20 protein-coding genes are annotated in these 20,178 nt (G+C 68.7%); 9 read left to right on the forward strand and 11 right to left on the reverse strand.

The features are described from left to right. Positions 1-27 precede the first annotated feature (27 nt). A complete protein-coding gene (locus ACFYTS_RS16650; protein ID WP_357274638.1) occupies positions 28-441 on the reverse strand; it encodes a DUF5318 domain-containing protein in 414 nt (137 codons plus the stop codon). Positions 442-635: 194 nt separating this feature from the next. Here ACFYTS_RS16650 and ACFYTS_RS16655 point away from each other — a divergent pair, with 194 nt between their 5' ends. After that, on the forward strand, positions 636-1,217 hold the full coding sequence (locus tag ACFYTS_RS16655) for a PadR family transcriptional regulator (protein ID WP_357274636.1): 582 nt from the start codon (positions 636-638) through the stop codon (positions 1,215-1,217). After that, positions 1,210-2,307, forward strand: coding sequence for an inositol-3-phosphate synthase (locus ACFYTS_RS16660; RefSeq protein WP_357274634.1), 1,098 nt, complete (start codon positions 1,210-1,212; stop codon positions 2,305-2,307). The genes ACFYTS_RS16655 and ACFYTS_RS16660 overlap by 8 nt, the downstream gene beginning before the upstream one ends. Positions 2,308-2,433: 126 nt before the next feature. Here ACFYTS_RS16660 and ACFYTS_RS16665 read toward each other — a convergent pair whose 3' ends face one another. The 6 genes from ACFYTS_RS16665 to ACFYTS_RS16690 form a co-directional block, all read right to left on the reverse strand. Next, positions 2,434-2,859, reverse strand: a complete 426-nt coding sequence (locus ACFYTS_RS16665) for a GyrI-like domain-containing protein (protein ID WP_357274632.1) — start codon at positions 2,857-2,859, stop codon at positions 2,434-2,436. A 7-nt stretch (positions 2,860-2,866) separates the two neighbouring features. After that, positions 2,867-3,322 carry an effector binding domain-containing protein gene (locus ACFYTS_RS16670; protein WP_387305169.1) on the reverse strand — a complete coding sequence of 152 codons (456 nt, stop codon included), beginning with the start codon at positions 3,320-3,322 and terminating at the stop codon, positions 2,867-2,869. 175 nt (positions 3,323-3,497) lie between these two features. Then, a complete protein-coding gene (locus tag ACFYTS_RS16675) occupies positions 3,498-5,711 on the reverse strand; it encodes a transglycosylase domain-containing protein (protein WP_387305007.1) in 2,214 nt (737 codons plus the stop codon). Positions 5,712-6,016: 305 nt separating this feature from the next. After that, positions 6,017-6,907 (reverse strand): carbohydrate ABC transporter permease, encoded by an 891-nt coding sequence (locus tag ACFYTS_RS16680; RefSeq protein ID WP_357097426.1) that lies wholly within the window; start codon positions 6,905-6,907, stop codon positions 6,017-6,019. Further along, positions 6,907-7,818 carry a carbohydrate ABC transporter permease gene (locus ACFYTS_RS16685; protein WP_387305172.1) on the reverse strand — a complete coding sequence of 304 codons (912 nt, stop codon included), beginning with the start codon at positions 7,816-7,818 and terminating at the stop codon, positions 6,907-6,909. The genes ACFYTS_RS16680 and ACFYTS_RS16685 overlap by 1 nt, the downstream gene beginning before the upstream one ends. A gap of 203 nt (positions 7,819-8,021) precedes the next feature. Further along, positions 8,022-9,326: an ABC transporter substrate-binding protein gene (locus ACFYTS_RS16690; protein WP_357274626.1), complete on the reverse strand. Its 1,305-nt coding sequence runs from the start codon at positions 9,324-9,326 to the stop codon at positions 8,022-8,024. A gap of 151 nt (positions 9,327-9,477) precedes the next feature. Here ACFYTS_RS16690 and ACFYTS_RS16695 point away from each other — a divergent pair, with 151 nt between their 5' ends. Both ACFYTS_RS16695 and ACFYTS_RS16700 read left to right on the forward strand, forming a co-directional pair. After that, positions 9,478-10,320: a DUF2786 domain-containing protein gene (locus tag ACFYTS_RS16695; RefSeq protein ID WP_357274624.1), complete on the forward strand. Its 843-nt coding sequence runs from the start codon at positions 9,478-9,480 to the stop codon at positions 10,318-10,320. Between the two features lie 11 nt (positions 10,321-10,331). Then, positions 10,332-10,844, forward strand: a complete 513-nt coding sequence (locus ACFYTS_RS16700; protein WP_357274622.1) for a TIGR04338 family metallohydrolase — start codon at positions 10,332-10,334, stop codon at positions 10,842-10,844. Between the two features lie 8 nt (positions 10,845-10,852). On the opposite strand, the gene ACFYTS_RS16705 is transcribed toward ACFYTS_RS16700, so the two are convergent. Next, a complete protein-coding gene (locus ACFYTS_RS16705) occupies positions 10,853-11,830 on the reverse strand; it encodes an o-succinylbenzoate synthase (RefSeq protein ID WP_387305010.1) in 978 nt (325 codons plus the stop codon). A gap of 122 nt (positions 11,831-11,952) precedes the next feature. Here ACFYTS_RS16705 and ACFYTS_RS16710 point away from each other — a divergent pair, with 122 nt between their 5' ends. Further along, a complete protein-coding gene (locus ACFYTS_RS16710) occupies positions 11,953-12,921 on the forward strand; it encodes a hypothetical protein (RefSeq protein WP_387305013.1) in 969 nt (322 codons plus the stop codon). 59 nt (positions 12,922-12,980) lie between these two features. On the opposite strand, the gene ACFYTS_RS16715 is transcribed toward ACFYTS_RS16710, so the two are convergent. Further along, entirely contained in the window at positions 12,981-14,150 is a 1,170-nt protein-coding gene (locus tag ACFYTS_RS16715) for a thiolase family protein (RefSeq protein ID WP_387305016.1), read from the reverse strand. 98 nt (positions 14,151-14,248) lie between these two features. Here ACFYTS_RS16715 and ACFYTS_RS16720 point away from each other — a divergent pair, with 98 nt between their 5' ends. Further along, positions 14,249-14,749 (forward strand): helix-turn-helix domain-containing protein, encoded by a 501-nt coding sequence (locus tag ACFYTS_RS16720; protein ID WP_357274614.1) that lies wholly within the window; start codon positions 14,249-14,251, stop codon positions 14,747-14,749. Positions 14,750-14,779: 30 nt separating this feature from the next. On the opposite strand, the gene ACFYTS_RS16725 is transcribed toward ACFYTS_RS16720, so the two are convergent. Then, positions 14,780-15,850 carry a sn-glycerol-3-phosphate ABC transporter ATP-binding protein UgpC gene (locus ACFYTS_RS16725; RefSeq protein WP_357097411.1) on the reverse strand — a complete coding sequence of 357 codons (1,071 nt, stop codon included), beginning with the start codon at positions 15,848-15,850 and terminating at the stop codon, positions 14,780-14,782. Between the two features lie 193 nt (positions 15,851-16,043). On the opposite strand from ACFYTS_RS16725, the gene ACFYTS_RS16730 reads away from it, so the two are divergent. From ACFYTS_RS16730 to ACFYTS_RS16740, 3 genes are all read left to right on the forward strand, one after another. Next, positions 16,044-16,820 carry an LLM class F420-dependent oxidoreductase gene (locus ACFYTS_RS16730; RefSeq protein ID WP_387305019.1) on the forward strand — a complete coding sequence of 259 codons (777 nt, stop codon included), beginning with the start codon at positions 16,044-16,046 and terminating at the stop codon, positions 16,818-16,820. 92 nt (positions 16,821-16,912) lie between these two features. After that, the gene (locus tag ACFYTS_RS16735; RefSeq protein WP_387305022.1) at positions 16,913-18,706 is read left to right on the forward strand and encodes an ABC transporter substrate-binding protein/permease; all 1,794 of its coding nucleotides are present in this window, start codon (positions 16,913-16,915) and stop codon (positions 18,704-18,706) included. Next, complete coding sequence (locus ACFYTS_RS16740; RefSeq protein WP_387305025.1) at positions 18,703-19,428, forward strand: amino acid ABC transporter ATP-binding protein; 726 nt, start codon at positions 18,703-18,705, stop codon at positions 19,426-19,428. Before ACFYTS_RS16735 ends, ACFYTS_RS16740 begins: the two co-directional genes overlap by 4 nt. 19 nt (positions 19,429-19,447) lie before the next feature. Here the strand turns inward: ACFYTS_RS16740 and ACFYTS_RS16745 are convergent, their stop codons facing one another. After that, positions 19,448-20,176, reverse strand: coding sequence for a glycoside hydrolase family 25 protein (locus ACFYTS_RS16745; protein WP_379102690.1), 729 nt, complete (start codon positions 20,174-20,176; stop codon positions 19,448-19,450). Between the last annotated feature and the right edge of the window lie 2 nt (positions 20,177-20,178).

The raw sequence follows: 20,178 nt of genomic DNA on the forward strand, positions 1-20,178 counted from the left end.
CCGCGGATCAGCAGTCGACGTGGCCTCTCACTCGGCGGCCGTACGACGGGTGCCGGCGCGGCGTCGGCCCGTCGGCGCCGGGGCTAGGCCCAGCACATAGGACTGCACCAGATGGTTCCAACTGCAGGTCCGGCACACCTCGACCACATGCACCGAGAACTCCTCCCGAGTCTCGGCCAACCGGACCAGTTCCTCCGGCGCGCGAGCGGAGCCCGCGACGGCGCCCAAGCCGTCGCCGTAGACCCACGAGACGAGTGTCAACTGCTCTTTCCTGCAGATAGGGCACGTGACCTCGCTTCCCCGCCCGTGGAACTTCGCCGCCCGCAGGAGGTACGGATTGGCATCGCACACATCCGCGACGTCCACCCGCCCCGCGTAGACGTCGGCCAGCAGGGACCGGCGCCGGAGCGCATAGTCCACTACCTGCCGCTGTATTCGCACGCGACCCAGAGTACTTGCGGTGGCCCTCGGCCCGCACGCCCCGGACGGACTCTGATCAATTCGCCACACGGCGTAACGCGGGTCGCCACACGCCGGGTCGCGGTGGTTCGGTGCGCCGTTTATATCGGCGCGATATAGTTTGTAACTGCATCCATCGGTTAGGTCTGAACACAACAGTCAGGGGGTGAAGCCCGGTGCTGGAGTTGGCAATCCTCGGGCTGCTCCTCGAGTCGCCGATGCACGGCTACGAGCTGCGCAAGCGGCTCACCGGTCTGCTGGGCCCGTTCCGGGCCTTCTCCTACGGGTCGCTGTATCCGACCCTGCGGCGCATGCAGGCCGACGGCCTCATCGCGGAGGAGAGTCCGCAGGGCCCTGCGACAGCCTCGTGGTCGAGCTCTGCAACGCGCCGTGCGCGGCGTGTCTACAACCTGACTGACCCGGGGCGGGAGCGGTTCGCCGAACTGCTCGCCGACACCGGACCCCAGAACTACACCGACGACGGCTTCGGCGTTCATCTGGCCTTCTTCGGCCGCACCCCCGCGGAAGCGCGGATGCGAATCCTGGAGGGGCGGCGGAGGCAGGTCGAGGAGCGCCGAGAAGGACTGCGGGAAGCGATAAAGCGAGCCAGTGGGCAACTGGACCGCTATACCCGCCAGCTCCATCAACTCGGTCTCGAATCAAGCGAGCGCGAAGTGCGCTGGCTCAACGAGTTGATTGCTGCGGAGCAATCGACGAAGGCGGCACCACAGAAAGAGGGAAATATCGGCCATGAGTGAGATCAACACCGAAGTTCGGGTGGCCATCGTCGGCGTGGGTAACTGCGCATCTTCCCTGGTTCAGGGCGTGCAGTACTACAAGGACGCCGACGAGAATTCGACCGTCCCCGGACTCATGCACGTGAAGTTCGGTCCGTACCACGTCCGTGATGTGAAGTTCGTTGCCGCGTTCGACGTCGACGCCAAGAAGGTCGGTTTCGACCTGTCCGACGCTATCTTCGCCAGCGAGAACAACACCATCAAGATCTCCGACGTGCCGCCGTCGGGTCTGACCGTGCAGCGTGGACCGACGCTGGACGGCATCGGCAAGTACTACGCGCAGACCATCGAGCTGTCCGAGGCCGAGCCGGTCGACGTCGTCCAGGCGTTGAAGGATGCCAAGGTCGACGTCCTCGTCTCCTACCTCCCGGTCGGTTCGGAAGAGGCCGACAAGTTCTACGCGCAGTGCGCCATCGACGCGGGCGTGGCCTTCGTCAACGCGCTGCCGGTGTTCATCGCCTCCGACCCGGTCTGGGCCCAGAAGTTCACCGACGCCGGCGTGCCGATCGTCGGCGACGACATCAAGTCCCAGGTCGGCGCGACCATCACCCACCGCGTGATGGCCAAGCTGTTCGAGGACCGCGGCGTCGTGCTGGACCGCACCTACCAGCTCAACGTCGGTGGCAACATGGACTTCAAGAACATGCTCGAGCGTGAGCGCCTGGAGTCGAAGAAGGTCTCCAAGACCCAGGCCGTGACCTCCAACCTCGAGGGCCCGCTCTCGGGCAAGGTGTACGACCGCAACGTGCACATCGGCCCGTCGGACTACGTCGAGTGGCTCGACGACCGCAAGTGGGCCTACGTCCGGCTCGAGGGTCGCGCCTTCGGTGACGTGCCGCTGAACCTGGAGTACAAGCTCGAGGTGTGGGACTCGCCGAACTCGGCCGGCATCATCATCGACGCCGTCCGCGCCGCCAAGATCGCCAAGGATCGCGGCATCGGCGGACCCGTCCTCCCGGCCTCGGCCTACCTGATGAAGTCGCCGCCCAAGCAGCTGGCCGACGACGTGGCCCGCGCCCAGCTCGAGGCCTTCATCATCGACGCCGAATAACTCGCATCGCTCTCGGGGGCTGCACCTCCGAACCCTCGATGGGAGACGTGGGGGCTCCGCCCCGACGCACCGAACACGAAGGGCGGCATCGCAATCGCGATGCCGCCCTTTATCGGTTTTTCGACGTCAGTCGAGGGAGACGTAGACCTCGACGGATGTGGGACCGGTGTATCGCTCGATCTCCGCGGCGTGGGAGCGGGTGATGGTGCCCGCGTTCTCGGCCTTGGCGACCTGGGCCCAGGCGGTGCGGAGCAGATCGTAAGGCTTGTCCGAGACAACGAATTTCGCGTAGCGGCCCGAGGGGATGCGGGTCATGACGTCGCCGGTGTCCAGGTCGGGCAGGCCCGAAAGCTGGTATCCGAGAACGGCTACCGCGTGATCGTTCTGGCCGATGTAGGCGGCGACGCGTTCGGCCTTCTTCTCCCGGGCCAGATAGCGGTCCCAGGTGAAGTTCACCAGGTCCAGGTCGCGGGCGGTGACCTCACGGCCCGCCAGAGGGATGGTCAGCCCGCCGACCAGGAATTCCTCCAGGGTGACGATTTCGAAGTCCACTGCTCCCCTACCCCTCCGCGCTCGGATCCAGCGCGACGAAAACCTCCACCGTCCGGTTGTCCGGATAGTGCTCGAAATCCCCGGTGTAGGCGCGCACCAGGCTGCCGGCCGCCTCGAGATCCCAGACCGTCCGCCAGATCGACACGATCACGTCGCCGAGATTGTCGCCGCTGCGAATGAAGCGGGCGAAAACGCCGCCCGGGATACGCGCCAGTACATCGCCGGGCAATAGGTCGTCCGGATTCTTGCATTCGTAGCCGACGATATGGGTCAGATACGAACCGATCTCGGGCGCGTGATCCACGTACGCGGTCGCGGGCGGGCCCGGCAGATCGCGTGCGATCGTTCTTTTCCAGGCCTCCTCGACCTTCGCGCGGCGCGGCCCTTCGACCGCGAGTGCCGGGCTGCGTAGCACCGTTCCGGCTACCAGCGTTTCGTGGCGTTCAACAACATTGAATTCCACCGGCGTCGCCCCTAAGTCTCGTGCTGTCTCCGACCCCACCCTGCTCCCAACCCGCATCCTGCCACCGGCATTCGGAGTCGCTGAATCCGGTAGCGGGTTCCACAATATCCGCGGCCGCGCGCGGATGGAGCGGTAGGCACGAAACATGATCAACAGGACATGAATGTTATGAACGCTACCCGGGGACGGGGACGCTGAGGCCGGGGAAGATCTCGACCTCGCGAGGCGCGGGAGCGGGCGGGATGACCAGGACCGGTTCCTGCGCGGGGGCCGGGGTCGGCGGGTTCAGGATGTCGTAATTGCTGTTGGCCGGGGGATTCCCGGCGACCGGCGCCGGACCGGGGAACTGGTCGACCGGTGTTCCGGCCAGCGCGGCGTCCATGGTCTGCTTCCAGATGTCGGACGGCATGCCGGAACCGTAGATGGCGGCGCCGCGGGCAGTCCGGATGGGTTGGGGCTGTTCGGTTCCCACCCAGACCGCGGTGGACAAAGCCGGGGTGAAGCCGACCATCCAGGCATCCTTGTTCTGGCCGGTCGTGCCGAGCTGGGTGGTGCCGGTCTTGGCCGCGGACGGCCGGCCGGCCAGGCCATGGCCGTTGGAGTAGGCGGCGATGGGGAGCATGGCCTGGGCGACGGAGTCGGCGACGTCGGCCTGGATACGCTGCTCGGATCCGCCGGGCGCGGCGCCGCGGTCGAGCAGCACCCGGCCGTCGCCGGTCACGACCTTCTGCACGAAATAGGGTGCGCGGTAGGCGCCGGAGGCGGCCAGGGTGGCGTAGGCCGAGGCCATGTCGATCGGGCGCACCGAGTAGGCGCCCAGCACGATGGCGGGCAGCGGCGGGCCGCCGCCGTCCTCGGTCAGGGTCTTGCCGCGTACGCCCGGGATCTGGTCGGGGATACCGGCCTGGTGGGCCGCGTCGGCGATCGCCTTCGGGCCCTCGAACAGGGTTCCGGACAGCCGGTAGAAGCTGGTGTTGAGCGAGCGCTTGAACGCCTCCCCGAGCGAGCAGGTGCCGCAGGACTCGCCGCCGACGTTCTGGATCTTCTCGCCGTTGACGGTGAGTGGCGCGCTGTCGAGCTGGTAGGTCAGCGGAATTCCCTGTTCCAGCGCGGCGACCACCGCGAAAGTCTTGAAGGCGGAACCGGTTTGCAGCGGGGCCTGCGCGAAATCGAAGCCGATGCCGTCGGGTCCGCCGTAGTAGGCGCGCACCGCGCCCGAGCGCGGGTCGACCGACACCACCGCCGAGCGCAGTTCGCTCGGCTGCCCGGACAGCGCGTTGCCGACCGCGGTCTGCGCGCCCTGTTGGGCCTTGGCGTCGATGGTCGTGATGATCTGCAGCGCACCGGTATTCAGTTCGCGCTCGCTGATCCCGGAGGCGCGCAGTTCGCGCAGCACCTGGGCGCGGATCAGGCCCTCGGGGCCGCGCGGGGTGCCGTCGTCCGACGCCGTGCCCGGGATGATGAGCGGGAACTGGGTGGCGGCGCGGTCGTCACGGGTCAGCGTGCCCATCTCGACCATGCCGTCGAGCACGTAGGCCCAGCGGGCGCGTAGCTGGTCGAGGTGGGTTTCCGGGTCCAGCAGCGACGGGGTGCGGATGACCGAGGCCAGTACCGCGCCCTCGGCCAGGGTGAGCTCGGGGGCCGACTTGCCGAAGTAGGCGTGGGCCGCGGCGGAGATGCCGTACGCGCCGCGACCGTAGTAGATGGTGTTGAGGTAGGCGGCGAGGATCTCGTCCTTGCTCCATTCGCGGGCCATCTTGGCGGAGATGATGAGCTCGCGCATCTTCCGGCTCAGCGTTCGTTCCGAACTCAGGAAGGCGTTCTTCACGTATTGCTGGGTGATGGTGGAGCCGCCGCCGGCGTCGTCGCGGCCGAGCAGGTTGTCGCGGGCCGCGCGCAGGAACGCCGACGTGGAGTAGCCCGGATTGGAGTAGAAGTTGCGGTCCTCCGCCGACAGCACGGCCTGGCGCACCGGCAGCGGCACGTCGGTGAGCGGCACCGGCACCCGATTGCCATGCGGCGGAACGACCTTCGCGATCACGGTGGCGCCGTCGGAGGTGAAGATGGTGGCGATCTGGTTGGTCTGCACCGCGTTCGGGTCCGGGATCTCGGCGCTCCAATAGGCGACGCCCAGCAGGGTGGTCGGCATGACCACCAGCACCAGGAACAGTGCGAGGACCAGTCGCCGGATCTGCTGTCCGCGGGTGTGCGCCGGTGGAGTACCCGGGTGATCAGGGTTGACGGGCGGCTTGGCCCGCCGCCGTGGGCGGCTCGGCGAGGGATGCCGCTGCCGATGGGATGCGCTGGCCGCCAGCTCGTTCCACTCCGCCCTGGTGGCGGACGCTTCCGGTTCTCCTCCGTGCCGGTCGCGGGACGAGCTCACGAGCATCTCCTTCCGGAGCGTCGACAAAGCGCGGTTCGACCCCACCGGGGTGGGGGCACACTGAAACCCCGTGACGCCGGCCGCGGCTCGCCCCATGCTAATCGACGCTCCGGCCACTCGGCGCAATTGACGGGGCCGGAGGCTACGCCACCGGGCTCGGAAGACCCGGTGGTTCGCGGCGCAAGCGCGGGGTGGCGGAGCGCTCGTTCTGGACCGAGTGGAGCGGAGGAGCGAAGCGGGGCAGCGGAGGGAGGGAAGAACGAGACCTCCAGCGCCGCGAACCCCGCCGGAGCGAAGCGGAGGCAATCAGCTCAGCTCTTGACGCCGCCCGCGGTGAGGCCGGAGATGATGCGGCGCTGGAAGAGCAGCACCATGATGACCAGCGGAATGGTGACGATGGTGCCCGCCGCCATGATCGCCGTGTACGGCTGGACCAGCGGGTTGTTGCCCGAGAAGCGGGCCACCGCGACCGTCACCGGTTCGGTCTTGTCGCTGGAGAGCAGTCGCGCCAGCAGGTATTCGTTGACCGCCGCGATGAACGCGAGGATGGCGGTGGTGAACACCGCGGGGGCGGCCAGCGGCAGCATGATCAGCCGGAACGCCTGGAACCGCGACGCGCCGTCGATCCGTGCGGCTTCTTCGAGCTCCCAGGGGAGTTCGGCGAAGAAGGACGCCAGGATGTACACGGTCATGGGCAGTACGAACGAGATGTTCGGGATGATCATGGCCTGGTAGTGGCCGATCCAGCCGAGGTCGGTGAACAGCTGGAACAGCGGCGTCACCAGCACCACCACGGGGAACATGGAGGCGGACAGGATGAGTCCGGACACCAGGTACTTGCCCTTGAAGGTGAGCCGCGCGAGCGCGTAGGCGGCCATGATGCCGATCAGCAGCGCCACCACCGTGGTGGCCGCGCCGATGATCACGCTGTTGCCCAGCGCCCGGCCGAAGTTGTTGCCGCGGCTGGTGTCGAAGGCGTTGCGGAAGTTCTCGAACGTGACGTGGGTGGGCCACGGCGTGTTGTCGAAGGTGTAGGCGGGATCGCGGAGCGCGGTCACGACCATCCAGTAGAACGGTCCCAGACCCCACACCAGCACGATCAGCGCGCCCAGGTAGACGCGGCCGGATGCGAGCCGCTTGCTCCACGGAACCGCTTGCGGCGCGGGCTTGTTCGCGGCCCGCTCGACGACGTTGGTGCTCATCAGTGGGCCTCCCGCTGTTCTTCCTGGGTGCGAACGGCGTTCGCGCCCAACACCTTCACCAGGAAGAACGCCACGGTGAAGATGAGCAGGAAGGTGATCACCGACAGCGCCGACGCGCTGTTCGGGCCTTGGCGCACCTGGTCCACCACCAGCATGGAGATGGTGCGGGTGGCCGGGTTGGACTGGGTCATGATCGCGGGCAGGTCGTACATGCGCAGCGCGTCCATGGTGCGGAACAGCACCGCCACCAGCAGCGCCGGCTTCAGCAGCGGCAGGGTGATGTGCCGGAACCGCTGCCACGCGGACGCGCCGTCCACGCGCGCGGCCTCGTACACGTCCTCCGGAATCACCTGCAGGCCCGCGAGAATCAGCAGCGCCATGAAGGGGGTGGTCTTCCATACGTCGGCGGCGATGACCGCGAAGCGGGCGGGCCACGGGTCGGCGGTCCACAGGATGTGGGTGCCGAAGATGCGGTTCACCACGCCGTCGTACTGGAACATGAACTCCCACAACCGCGCCGTGATGGCGGTCGGGATGGCCCACGGGATGAGCACGGCGGCGCGCAGCAGGGCGCGGCCCTTGAAGGTCTTGCCCATGATGACCGCCATGCCGAGGCCGATGGTGGCCTCCAGCGCGACGGTCACGACGGTGAACAGCAGGGTGACGCCGATGGCGGCCCAGAACTGTGAGCCCAGGTTGCCGGTCGGGCAGTCCACCGTCTCGCCGAGCGAGTTGGTGCACTGCTGCAGCAGCCAGTGCGTGTAGTTGCTGAAGCCCGCGCCGCCGCCCTCGACGAACATGCCGGTGGACTTGTCCAGGCCGGAGTCCTTCTGGAAGGACATGATCAGGGCCCGGACCACCGGATAGCCGATGACCACGGCGAGGGCGAGCAGCACCGGGGTGACGAACATCCATGCCCGGGCCGAGACGCCCAGCCGATCACCCCGGCGTTTGGTCTGCGGCGCGTTGTTCTGTGGCGCTACGGATTTCACGCTCGGCTCCGTACGGTCGGGCGACTCGATATCGGTCGCTCCCGAAGGACGTGACACCTGTTCTCTTCTCCTACGGGACTCAGCCCTTGATCGTTCTCCGGGGCTTCGCCGTCGAGCACGCCCTACGATCCGGCGGTCTCGATGCCCTTCTGCATGCCCGCGATGGCATCGTCGACCGACTTGTTTCCGGTCAACGCAGCATAGGCGTTGTCCTGGATGGCCTTCGACACCGCGGGGTAGAAGGGGGTCACCGGGCGCGGCACCGCGGAGGCGATGGATTCCTTCAGTGCGGGAAGATACGGCATCTTGGCGATCAGCGCCGGGTCGTCGTAGACCGAGGCGCGGACCGACGGCAGCGCGCCGGAGGCCACGATGTGCTGGGCGTCCTCGCTGATCAGGAAACGCAGGAAGTCCAGCGCGGTGGCCTTGTTCTTGGAGAAGGCGCTGATCGCGGCGTTGTAGCCACCGAGGGTGGAGGCGCCGACGCCGTCCTTGCCGGGCAGCGGGGCGACGCCGAACTTGTCCTTCACCGCGGAGGCGTCGGACCCGGCGTCACCGAAGGTGGACGGCCAGCCGCGCATGAACATGAGCTTGCCGGTGACGAAGGCGTTCTGCGACTCCGGCTCCTTGAAGGAGATGCCCTCCTTCGGGATGTCGCCGTTCTTGTAGGCGTCGACCAGGGTCTGCAGACCGGCCTTGGACTGCGCGCTGTTCACGGTCGGGGTCTTGCCGTCGGCGCCGACGAAGCTGCCGCCGAAGGCGTTGATGACCTCGGCGGTGTTCACGGTCAGACCCTCGTAGGGGGCCAGCTGGCCTGCGTAGCAACCGATTCCGGCGTCGCGGGCCTTCGGGCACAGGGAGATCATCTCGGCCCAGGTCTTGGGCGGCTCCGGCGTCAGGTCCTTGCGGTAGAACAGCAGGCCGCCGTTGGTGTTGCGGGGAGCCGCGTACAGGGTGCCGTTGTAGGTGGCCGAGGCGACCGGCGGCGACAGCAGGGTGGAGGTGTCGATCTGGAAGGAGTCCTTCAGCGGCTGGATCCAGCCCTTGGCGGCGAACTCCGCGGTCCACGGCACGTCCAGCGCGACCACGTCGTAGTCCGACGCCTTGGCCTGCATGTGCTGCTTGAGGTCGTCGTACTGCTGGGAGGCGTCGTTGGACTGCTCCTTGAACGTCACCTTCTCGTCCGGGTGGGCGGCGTTCCAGCGCTCGACCAGCTGCTTCACCGCACCGGTCTCGGTGGTGTCCTTGCCCTCCACATAGGTGATCGGGCCACGGCCGGTGAGGTTCTCACCGGTCGAGCTGTTCCCGCCGTTGCTGCTCGAGCAGCCCGCGGCGAATGTCGCGGTCAGCAGAGCCGCGGAGGTGACGGCCAGCACGGCACGCGGCACCAACGTCGAGCGTAGAGAGGACACCTTCTTCAAAGCCATTGCGAATACTCCAGGGTCGATGAGTGACCAGTGGCACACTCAGCCGGGGCTGCACAAGGCAAGATACATGGTGACGCTACCGTGCGCGGGGAGTACCTGGTCTCCGCGTGGGTGACCCCGGCGATCACCGCTGCCGCTAGGCTGGGCCGCGATGTCTTCTCAGGACAAGATGCTCACCCGGATCGGGGGCCTGTTGCGGCAGGCCGAATCGACCGATAACGAGCACGAGGCCGAAGCCTTCCTCGCCGCCGCGCAACGGCTCGCGACGGGCTCGTCGGTGGATCTGGCGGTGGCGCGGGCGCATATCGCCAACCGGGAACGACGCCCTGCTCCGACGCAGCGGGTGATCCCGATCGGGGAACCCGGAAAACGTGGTCTACGCACATATGTCCAGCTGTTCGTGGCCATCGCCGCCGCCAATGACGTGCGCTGTGATGTGGCCCGCAGTTCGACGACGGTGTACGCCTACGGTTTCGACACCGATATCGACACCTGTTCGGCGCTGTACACCAGCCTGCTGGTGCAGATGGTGCGTGCCTCCGACCACTACATCAAATCGGGCGCGTACAAGACGGCCACCGCGCAGAAGGTCGTCGTCGAGCGAAAATACGGCCGCGTCTACCACCATCCGGTGGAGGTGCCGGTCGCAGCGGTGACGGCGCGCCTGAACTTTCAGATGGCCTTCGCCGCGCGGATCGGCCGCCGCCTCGGCGAGGTGAAGGCGGAGGTCGAGAAGGAAGCCGTGCGGGCCGATGCCGCCGGGGCCGCGCCCACGGGCACCGCGCTCGCGTTGCGCGACAAGGAACTCGAGCTCACCGACTACTACTCCCGCACCTCGGAAGCGCGCGGCACCTGGCGGGGCCCGCAGGCCTCGGCCGGGTACTCGGCGGCCGCCCGGCGGGCCGGGGACCGGGCGGGCAAGGCCGCGCGGCTGGGCGGCGCCGCCGAACTCGGTGGCGCGCGCGGGCAGCTGCCGCGCGGTTCGGGCGAATAGCGAACGCGCGCATGGCTGCCCGGGATGCGCAGCGGTCCCGGGTGTACGACGCCGAGGGTCTGGTGCGCGGAATGTTCGACCGCGCCGACGAATTCGACACGCGGACGGTCGAAGTGCACGGATCGCATCTGACGCTGCCCATCGAGCGGCGGTTCGGGTCGGTGGAATCGGTGCAGAGCTACGCGGACCGGGTGCTGGCGCTGAACTGGGTGCGTGCCCAGTGGGATCGGGCGGGGGTCCCGGTGACGGTGCGCGCCCGGGCCGGGACCAAGGCCGCGCACTACGAGTCGGCGGGGGCCGTGCTCGCGGTGCCGCTGCACGCCGGTGGAAGTGCCTGGGCGCTACGCGAATTGGTGATCCTGCACGAGCTGGCGCACCATCTGGACCCGGAGCTGACCGAGGCCGCGCCGCACGGCCCCGAGTTCTGCGCCCGGTATGTGGAGTTGGTGGACGGCGTCATCGGGCCCGAAGCCGCACTGCTGTTGCGCACCACGATGTATTCGTGCGGCGTTCGCATCGCCTGAGTAGCGTGCTAGGGCAGCAATTTCCGGACCCGGGCCAGGCGCTGACGCCACCACTCGGTGCGCTCGGCGTCGGGGTGGCGGTACCGGTCCAGGAGTTCGGGATCCGGGGCCGGGGGAGTGCGCGGCACCTCCAGCCGGCCGTCGACCGGGCGCAGTGGCGCGGTGACCACATCGCCGGTGAGCAGTGACAAAGTGTCCAGGCCACAGGCGAAATCGAGGTGGGGGAGTGCGCCGGCCAGCGCGACCTGCGCGGCCAGTCCGACGCTGGTCTCCAGCGCCGAGGACACCAGGCACGGCAGCCCCGCGGCCGCCGCGACCTCGAGTGCGCGCCGGACCCCGCCCAGCGGAGTGCATTTCAGGACCGCGACATCGGCTGCGCCCGCCACGGCCACGCGCAGCGGATCCTCGGCCCGCCGAATCGACTCGTCGGCGGCGATGCGCACATTCACCCGTTTGCGCACGGCCGCCAATTCCTCGATCGTCCGGCACGGCTGCTCGACATATTCCAAACCGCCTGCGGCCCGGTCGATTCGCCCGATCCGGTCGATGGCGGTGTCCACATCCCAGAGCCCATTGGCATCGACCCGCACCGCGCCGTCCGGCCCGAGCGCGTCGCGCACGGCCGCCACCCGCTCCAGATCCTCGCCCAGCGAGTCGGGGTGGTCGGCGACCTTCACCTTCGCGGTGCGGCAGCCGGACCCGGCCACGATCTCGTACGCCCGTTCCGGCCCCACCGCGGGCACGATGCAGTTCACCGGCACCCGATCCCGCACCGGCTCCGGCCATCCCATCGTCGCCTGTTCCACCGCCGTGGCCAGCCAGGACGCCGCTTCCCGGTCGTCGTACTCGGGAAACGCGCAGAATTCTCCCCATCCCGAGGCCCCGGGAATCAGCATGCCCTCGCGAACAGTGATCCCCCGGAATCGGGTTCGCATGGGAATCGCGTAGACCACCGCCGACTCGAAATCCACCGCACTGTCGCTCATCCGTCGCACCCTACCGACCGCCCGCGCGGACCCGAGGTGGCGGCGCGGCCCGCCCCCGGCGACAATGCGAAATGGAGCCATGTCCGGCTTCGCAGACCTGCGCCGTGGGGGAGACCGCAATCATGAACCCGCCCAACGATCCCCGACGTCCAGCGCCGGAGAACTTTCCCCCGCCCGGGCCCGGCGGACCGGACGGCCGCCGGCACCAGGCCGGTCCCGGCCAGCGCGCCGCCGGATCGCCGCGCTCGCTACCCGGCTCCGGTGGACCGGGGGCGAAGGACGCCGCCCACCTGGCCGGCCCGGAGGGGCCGACGCTGCCCGGACCGCGTGGGCAGGCGCCGCCGCCCCCACCCCCACAGCCGCCCGGCGGGCCGCGGGCCGGTGCTGTCGATCAGGCCGCGCCCACTCTTCCCAAGGGCGGCCGGCAGAACCCGCCGCCGCGAGTGCCGCCGCAGGCTCCCGAAGTAGTCGGTGTCCCACCGCGATCGGGCGGTCCGGCCGGTATGGCGCCGGGCGCGCGCCCGCCCGCGGCCGGTCCCGTCGGTCCCGGTCAGCCGGGCGGTCCGGCGTGGCCGCCCGGGCCGCCGCAACAGTCACTCCCCAACCCGGACACGAGCTTTGCCCCGGCTCCCGGTCCGGCGCCGCATGCCGAAGCGCCGCAAGTGGACGATCGGACCATGCCCGCGCCGCTGCGGCCGTCAGGGGTCGAGGCGGCGGCCGCGCCGGAGCGGAAGCCGCTGGCCCGCAGGGATATCGCGCTCGCGGCCGGCTTGTATCTGCTCGGCGTGGTCGCGGCGTTCGGCTGGGCCTACGATCTGTTCGCGAAACTGTTCGATCTGGTCCACAACCGCTGCACCGCGAAAAAGGACTTCTCGGTGCAGTGCATCGTGATCCGCCCGCCCGCCTCGGCCCTGTGGGGCTTGCTGATCGGCGGGGGCGGCATGTTCCTGGCGCTGGTGGGGGCCATGGTGCTGGCCTCGGTAGCGGCCATGACCGGTCGTCGCGCGTGGATCTGGACGGCCATCGCGCTGCCGGTGATCGTCGTCGCGGGCGGTGCGGGGCATGTACTGGTGGCCACGGCCATCAGCTGAGGAGCGTCTCGCGATGTGGTGAGTCGCCGCCCCGGTGGTTGCCGGGGCGGCGTTCGGTTTCAGAGGCGTTCGTAGATGGTGGCGTTGGCGAGACCGCCCGCCTCGCACATGGTTTGCAGGCCGTAGCGGGCGCCGCGGTCGTGCATGGCGTGGACGAGGGTGGTGGCCAGGCGGGCTCCGGAGGCGCCCAGGGGGTGGCCGAGGGCGATGGCGCCGCCGTTCACGTTGACCTTGGACAGGTCGGCCCCGGTCTCCCGGGCCCAGGCCAGGACGACGGAGGAGAAGGCCTCGTTGACCTCGAACAGGTCGATGTCGGCGAGGTCGAGTCCGGAGCGCTGCAACACCTTCCGGGTCGCGGGGATGACCGCGGTGAGCATGAGCAGCGGGTCGTCGCCCGCGACGGCGAAGCTGTGCACCCGGGCCAGCGGACGCAGGCCCAGCTGGGCGGCGCGTTCACTGGTCATGATGAGGGTGGCGGCACTGCCGTCGTTGATCTGGCTGGCGTTGGCGGCGGTGATGTTCCAGCCGATCTGCGGGAACCGGGCAGCCATCTCCTCGCTGTAGTAGGCGGGGCGCAAGGCGGCCAGGGTCTCGAGGGTGCTGCCCAGGCGGATGCCCTCGTCCTCGGCGAGTCCGTCGAAGGGCGACAGCTGGGCCTCGAAGGCCCCGTTCTTGGTTGCGGCGGCGGCCTTCTCGTGGCTGGCGAGGGCGAATTCGTCGAGCTGGGTGCGGGTCAGCCCCCACTTGGCGGCGATGAGTTCGGCGCTGATGCCCTGCGGTACCAGGCCGTCCGGATAGCGTTCGGCGAAGCCGACCCCGGCGATATCCTCGGCCCCGATCAGGTTGGCCCCCATGGGAACCCGGCTCATGGATTCCACGCCCGCGGCCACCACGATGTCGTAGGCCCCGGCGATCACGCCCTGGGCGGCGAAGTGGATGGCCTGCTGGCTGCTGCCGCACTGCCGGTCCACGGTGGTGGCCGGAACCGATTCGGGATATCCGGCGGCCAGGGCGGCGCGGCGGGTCAGGTTGGAGCCCTGTTCGCCGACCTGGGTGACCACGCCGCCGATCACATCGTCGATCAGCGCCGGATCGATCTCGGAGCGTCGTACCACTTCCCGCAGGCTGTGCGCGAGCAGGTCGGCGGGGTGCACGCCGTGCAGTGCGCCGGTGGCCTTGCCCTTGCCGATGGGAGTGCGGACGGCTTCGACGATGACTGCGTCTCTCATTGACGTTCCCTTCCGAGCGGGCATCTGACTAGATGTCTCTAAAGTCAGGGTAGAAGCTGGCCATAGTTAGGGCAAGTCAGCAAGGTATGATGTACGCCATGTCGGCCGTACTGGAGGGAAAACTCAGCGACCTGAGCTCGTGGAAGCCCGAGGAGTGTTCGATCGCCAAGGCGATGGACATCGTCGGCACCCGCTCGGCCGTGCTCATTCTGCGGGAGTCGTACTACGGCACCACGCGGTTCGACGGCTTCGCGGCGCGGGTGGGGATCACCGACGCGGCGGCCTCCAGCGCACTGCGCAAACTCGTCGACGCCGGACTGCTGGCCAAGCGGCCCTACCAGGAGGAGGGCAAGCGCACCCGCAACGAATACGTGCTCACTCAGATGGGGCGGGACCTGCTGCCCGCCGTGGTCGCGCTCTGGCAGTGGGGTGACAAATATCTGCAGGACGGGCCCGCGCCGCTGGAACGGCTGGAGGACTCCAGCGGCGAGCCGGTCCGCGCCGAACTGCGCAGCGCCTCGGGCAACGAGGTTCCACTGGAGAATCTGCGCATCCGGGTGAACGACGAATGGCGGCGGAAAGCCCGCCGCCATTCCTGAAACCTGAACCGTCAGTGCGAACCTGACCCGTCAGTGCAGCCGGCTGCCGTCCTCCGGGTGGAAGAAGTAGGTGTGCGCCGGGTCCGCGACCAGCGAGAGCTGCGCGCCCTTGGTCGGCGGGTTGCGCCAATCCGCGCGCGCCACAATCGATTCCCCCTCACCGAAAGTGCGGCCGTAGATGTAGGCGTCGGAGCCCAGCTCCTCGACCACGTCCACCTCCATGGCGATGCCCGCCCCGGTGCCGACCAAGTCCAGGTGCTCGGGCCGGACGCCGACCACGACCCGCTCGCCGGTGGCCGCCGCCACCGAGCGCGGCAGCGGCAGCGGGCAGCCGCCGAGCGTCACCGAGCCGTTGCCGACCGGCAGCGTGAACAGGTTCATGGCGGGCGAGCCCATGAAGCCCGCGACGAACAGGTTGGCCGGATCCCGGTACAGGTCACGCGGGGACGCGCACTGCTGCAGCAGCCCGTCCTTGAGTACCGCCACCCGGTCGCCCATGGTCATCGCCTCGACCTGGTCGTGGGTGACGTAGACGGTGGTGGTGCCGAGCCGGCGCTGCAACTGGGCGATCTGGGTGCGGGTCTGCACGCGCAGCTTGGCGTCCAGGTTCGACAGCGGCTCGTCCATCAGGAACACCTGCGGGGACCGCACGATGGCGCGACCCATGGCGACACGCTGGCGCTGACCGCCGGACAGGGCCTTGGGCTTGCGGTCCAGGTAGGGCTCCAGGTCCAGCAGTTTGGCGGCCTCGAGCACGCGCTGCTGCCGCTCCTCCTTGGAGACCTTGGCCATCTTCAGCGCGAAGCCCATGTTCTCGGCCACGCTCATGTGCGGGTACAGCGCGTAGTTCTGGAACACCATGGCGATATCGCGTTCCTTGGGCTCGGCGTGCGTGACGTCCTTGTCCCCGATCAGGATTCGGCCGTCGCTCACCTCCTCGAGCCCCGCGAGCATGCGCAGCGAGGTGGATTTGCCGCAGCCCGAGGGGCCGACGAGCACCAGGAACTCGCCGTCGGCGATCTCCAGGTTCAACGCGTCGACGGCGGGCTTGCCCGAGCCGGGGTACAGCCGGGTGGCCTGGTCGAAAGTCACCGTTGCCACGGTTAGCACTTCCCTTCACCGGCAGGAACGTGCCGGACGATCCGTAGTAGAGGGGATGGACCCAACTCTCGGGACTCTCAGGGGCTGCGCCCCCGAACCCCCGGGAGCGGTTCCGGGGACATGGTAGGCGCACCCGGGTCGCCCTACCTCGGTAGCCTCGAATCGATCTCCGCCCCGCGACGAGGAGTACGTCATGAGCAAACCGGTTCGTATCGGAGTCCAGCTTCAGCCGCAGCACGCGCCCGGCTACGGGTTGATCCGGGACGCGGTGCGGCGATGTGAGGACATCGGGGTGGACATCGTCTTCAACTGGGACCACTTCTATCCGCTGTACGGCGATCCCGAGGGCGCGCACTTCGAGTGCTGGACCATGCTGGGCGCGATCGCCGAGCAGACCGAGCGGGTGGAGCTCGGCGCGCTGGTCACCGGCGGCGGCTACCGCAATCCGGACCTGCTGGCCGATATGGCGCGCACCGTCGACCACATCAGCAACGGGCGGCTCGTGCTCGGTGTCGGCGCGGGCTGGTTCGAGAAGGACTACGACCAGTACGGGTACGAATTCGGTACGGCCGGAAGCCGTCTCGCGCTGTTCAAGGAATCGATGGCCCGGATCACCGACCGGCTGGCCAAGCTGAACCCGCAGCCGGTGCGCGACATCCCCATCCTGATCGGCGGCGGCGGGGAGAAGAAGACGCTGCGACTGGTCGCCCAGTACGCCGACATCTGGCACAGCTTCTCCGACATCGACGTGCTGCAGCGCAAGATCGGCATCCTGGGCGAGCACTGCGCCGAGGTCGGCACCGACGCCGCGGCGATCGAGAAGTCGGTGGCCTGGCCGGGCCTGGACGCGGCCGACGACTATCACGCGGCGGGCGTGACCCTGTTCACGGTGAGCTCCGGCGGACCCGACTACGACACCGCCCGGATCCAGGAGGCGGTGACCTGGCGCGATCGCGTCAATCAGGGGTAGACCGGGTCGATCGGGTTCGGGAAGGTGACGCTTCCGAATCGGCGTGAGGCTAAACCTGGAGTGGCAAACATCCGGCACTAGGGTGATTTGCCATGGTTTCCTTGCGGCACCTGGCGGGTGTCCTGCTGGTAGGGCTGGTCGGCGTCGCCACGCTCGGCGTGGGCGGCGCGGCGGCCGACGACCGTGATCTGTGTTCGCCGCCCGGTCCGGCGGCGGCCAGCGCGGCGCCGACCAACCTGGCCTCGGGGCGGCAGAACCAGAGCGCGGACCGGTTCACGACGCCCACCACGGTGCCGCTGAACACGATCGACATCACCAAGCTGGGGCTGCTCACGCCCGGCAAACTGAGCGTCGGAACCCTGTCGGACGCCCCGCCGAGCATCTGCGTGAACTCCAAGGGCACGTTCACCGGCTTCGACAACGAGCTGTTGAAGGCGATCGGCGCGAAACTCGGCCTGCAGGTGGAGTTCACCGGCACCGAGTTCGCGGGCCTGCTGGCCCAGGTCGCCAACGGCCGCTTCGACATCGGCTCGTCCAGCATCACCACCACCGACGCCCGGCGGCAGCTGGTCGACTTCACCAACGGCTACGACTTCGGCTACTTCTCCCTGGTGGTGCCGAACGGCAGCGCCATCCACGGTTTCGGGGACCTGAACCGGGGCAAGCGGATCGGCGTGGTGCAGGGCACCGTGCAGGACGAGTATGTGGTCAACGAACTGCACCTGGATCCGGTGAAGTTCCCCGACTACAACACCGCCTACGCGAACCTGAAGTCCGGACAGATCGACGCCTGGGTGGCGCCGTCGCAGCAGGCCATCGGCGCGATCAAGCCTGGCGATCCGACCTCGATCACGCAGAACACGTTCAGCGTCAACAACTTCACCGCCTGGGCGGTGCGCAAGGGCCATCAGCCGCTCACCGACGCGCTCAACGCGGGCCTGGACGCGGTGATCGCGGACGGCACCTACGCCAAGCTGTACGAGAACTGGGTGCCACGCGAACTGCCGCCGGGCTGGAAGCCGGGCTCCAAAGCCGCGGCGGCACCACAGCTTCCGGACTTCGCGAAGATCGCAGCCGAACACGCGGGCGACCGGTCCGGGGCGGGCACGGCGCAGCCGAAGTCGACGCTGCGGCGGTTGAAGGACACGTTCTTCGACTGGTCGTTGTACCGCAAGGCCTTCCCGGATCTGATCAAGACGGGTCTGCCCAATACCCTGATCCTGGCGCTGGTTTCGGGCCTGCTGGGCACCGTGCTCGGCATGTTGCTCGCGGTGGCGGGCATCTCCCGCACCCGCTGGTTGCGCTGGCCCGCACGGGTGTACACCGACATCTTCCGAGGTCTGCCCGCCGTGGTGATCATCCTGCTCATCGGTCTCGGCGTGGGACCGGTGGTCAAGGGCATCACCGGCAACAACCCGTACTGGCTGGGCGCGGTGGCGCTGGCGCTGCTGGCCTCGGCGTACATCGGTGAGATCTTCCGGTCCGGCATCCAGTCGGTGGAGGCCGGGCAGCTGGAGGCGGCCCGCGCCATCGGATTCGGCTACCGGCAGGCCATGACGCTGGTGGTGATCCCGCAGGGCGTGCGCCGGGTGCTGCCCGCGCTGATGAACCAGTTCATCGCATTGATCAAGGACTCCTCGCTGATCTACTTCCTGGGTCTGCTGGCCTCGCAACGCGAACTGTTCGCGGTGGGCCGGGATCTCAACGCGCAGACCGGCAATCTGTCGCCGCTGGTGGCGGCCGGCCTGGTGTACCTGCTGCTGACGGTGCCGCTCACGCACCTGGTCAACTACATCGACAAGCGCATGCGTGACGGCCGCTCCGCCGCCGGCGATCCCGCCGAACCCGTCGAACGGGCCGTCATCACGGAAGGGCGTGGAGCATGAGTGCCTCCCTCACCGGCACCGGCCTGCGATTGACGCTGGGCCGCACCGAGATCCTGCGCGGCGTGGACGTGCACGTGGACGCGGGCAAGACCACCACGGTGATCGGGCCGTCCGGGTCCGGCAAGTCGACACTGCTGCGGGTGCTGAACCGGCTGCACGAACCCGACTCCGGCGACATCCTGCTGGACGGCGCGTCGGTGCTGGGCGAGAACCCGGACCGGCTGCGGCAGCGGATCGGGATGGTGTTCCAGCACTTCAACCTGTTCCCGCACCGGACCGTCGCCGACAATGTGGCGCTCGGTCCCCGCAAACTGCACGGGCTGTCCAAGGAGCAGGCGCGGACGCTGGCGCTGCAGCAGCTGGAGGCGGTCGGACTGGCGGGGAAGGCGGACGTGCGCCCCTCGTCACTGTCCGGCGGTCAGCAGCAGCGCGTCGCCATCGCCCGGGCATTGGCCATGAAGCCGGACATCATGTTCTTCGACGAGGCCACCTCGGCGCTGGATCCGGAGCTGGTCAAGGGCGTGCTCGCGCTCATGTCGGAGCTGGCGAGCGGCGGCATGTCGATGATCGTGGTCACTCACGAGATGAGCTTCGCCCGTTCGGTATCCGATCGGGTCGTGTTCATGGATCACGGCCGGGTGGTGGAAACCGGCGCACCCGAGGCGCTCTTCGAGAACGCGGAAACCCCTCGGCTGCGCCAGTTCCTCTCCCAGGTGCTGTGACCGACTCTCGGCGAGCGGGTCAGCTGCTGCCCGCGAAGGGCAGGTTCGCGTAGCGGCCGAAGTCGCCTTGCGCGCCGCTGTAGATGTTCAGATCCACGCCCGCGGCGATGCCGGGGATCCGGCCGGCGTCGGTGGTCTGCCAGAACGTCCAGTGCGGCCAGCCGCCCGGGACCTCGGGCTGGTCGTTGCCGCGGTAGTCGGCGATCCACAGCGGGTAGGCGGTGAACTCGTTGGAGTCGGCCATGGCCGTCTGCCAGAAGCGGGGATAGGTGTAGATGATCGGCATCCGGCCGGTCAGCGCGCGGACCGTGTTCAGGTACCGGTGGGTCCAGTCGATGAGGGCGGCCGGGGGCAGTCCGCCGGAGTCCTCGAGGTCCAGCACCGGCGGCAGGTCCATGGGCCCGTTCTGGCCCAGCACCATGGCCGAGTAGAACGCGGCCTGCGCCTCGGGGAGCAGGTTCGGGCGCGCGAAGTGGTAGGTGCCGCGCGCGACGCCGGCCACTCGCATGGACAGGCTGTCCTGCACGAAGTACGGGTTCACGTAGTTGAGGCCCTCGGTCGCCTTGAGCATGGCGAACGAGTATCCGGCGGCGCGTACGCCGAACCAGTTGATGCTGCCGCCGCCGGGGTGCTGCCACGAGGCCACGTCCGGGCCCTCGATATCGGCGGCAGCCACCCCGGCTGGGGTAGCCATGAGGATGCCTGTAGCCGCGACAGTTAGCACTTTCATCAGTGTGCGTCCGGTCATGC

Origin of the sequence: Nocardia sp. NPDC004151 (genome assembly GCF_042874235.1) — a bacterium.
Classification (GTDB): Bacteria; Actinomycetota; Actinomycetes; order Mycobacteriales; family Mycobacteriaceae; genus Nocardia.

Coding starts and splice junctions, on each gene's coding strand:
- ACFYTS_RS16660 (WP_357274634.1), top strand. CDS start 1,210: ATGAGTGAGATCAACACCGAAGTTCGGGTGGCCATCGTCGGCGTGGGT.
- ACFYTS_RS16675 (WP_387305007.1), bottom strand. CDS start 5,711: ATGCTCGTGAGCTCGTCCCGCGACCGGCACGGAGGAGAACCGGAAGCG.
- ACFYTS_RS16680 (WP_357097426.1), bottom strand. CDS start 6,907: ATGAGCACCAACGTCGTCGAGCGGGCCGCGAACAAGCCCGCGCCGCAA.
- ACFYTS_RS16685 (WP_387305172.1), bottom strand. CDS start 7,818: ATGTTCGTCACCCCGGTGCTGCTCGCCCTCGCCGTGGTCATCGGCTAT.
- ACFYTS_RS16690 (WP_357274626.1), bottom strand. CDS start 9,326: ATGGCTTTGAAGAAGGTGTCCTCTCTACGCTCGACGTTGGTGCCGCGT.
- ACFYTS_RS16695 (WP_357274624.1), top strand. CDS start 9,478: ATGTCTTCTCAGGACAAGATGCTCACCCGGATCGGGGGCCTGTTGCGG.
- ACFYTS_RS16700 (WP_357274622.1), top strand. CDS start 10,332: ATGGCTGCCCGGGATGCGCAGCGGTCCCGGGTGTACGACGCCGAGGGT.
- ACFYTS_RS16705 (WP_387305010.1), bottom strand. CDS start 11,830: ATGAGCGACAGTGCGGTGGATTTCGAGTCGGCGGTGGTCTACGCGATT.
- ACFYTS_RS16710 (WP_387305013.1), top strand. CDS start 11,953: ATGAACCCGCCCAACGATCCCCGACGTCCAGCGCCGGAGAACTTTCCC.
- ACFYTS_RS16715 (WP_387305016.1), bottom strand. CDS start 14,150: ATGAGAGACGCAGTCATCGTCGAAGCCGTCCGCACTCCCATCGGCAAG.
- ACFYTS_RS16720 (WP_357274614.1), top strand. CDS start 14,249: ATGTCGGCCGTACTGGAGGGAAAACTCAGCGACCTGAGCTCGTGGAAG.
- ACFYTS_RS16730 (WP_387305019.1), top strand. CDS start 16,044: ATGAGCAAACCGGTTCGTATCGGAGTCCAGCTTCAGCCGCAGCACGCG.
- ACFYTS_RS16735 (WP_387305022.1), top strand. CDS start 16,913: ATGGTTTCCTTGCGGCACCTGGCGGGTGTCCTGCTGGTAGGGCTGGTC.
- ACFYTS_RS16740 (WP_387305025.1), top strand. CDS start 18,703: ATGAGTGCCTCCCTCACCGGCACCGGCCTGCGATTGACGCTGGGCCGC.
- ACFYTS_RS16745 (WP_379102690.1), bottom strand. CDS start 20,176: ATGACCGGACGCACACTGATGAAAGTGCTAACTGTCGCGGCTACAGGC.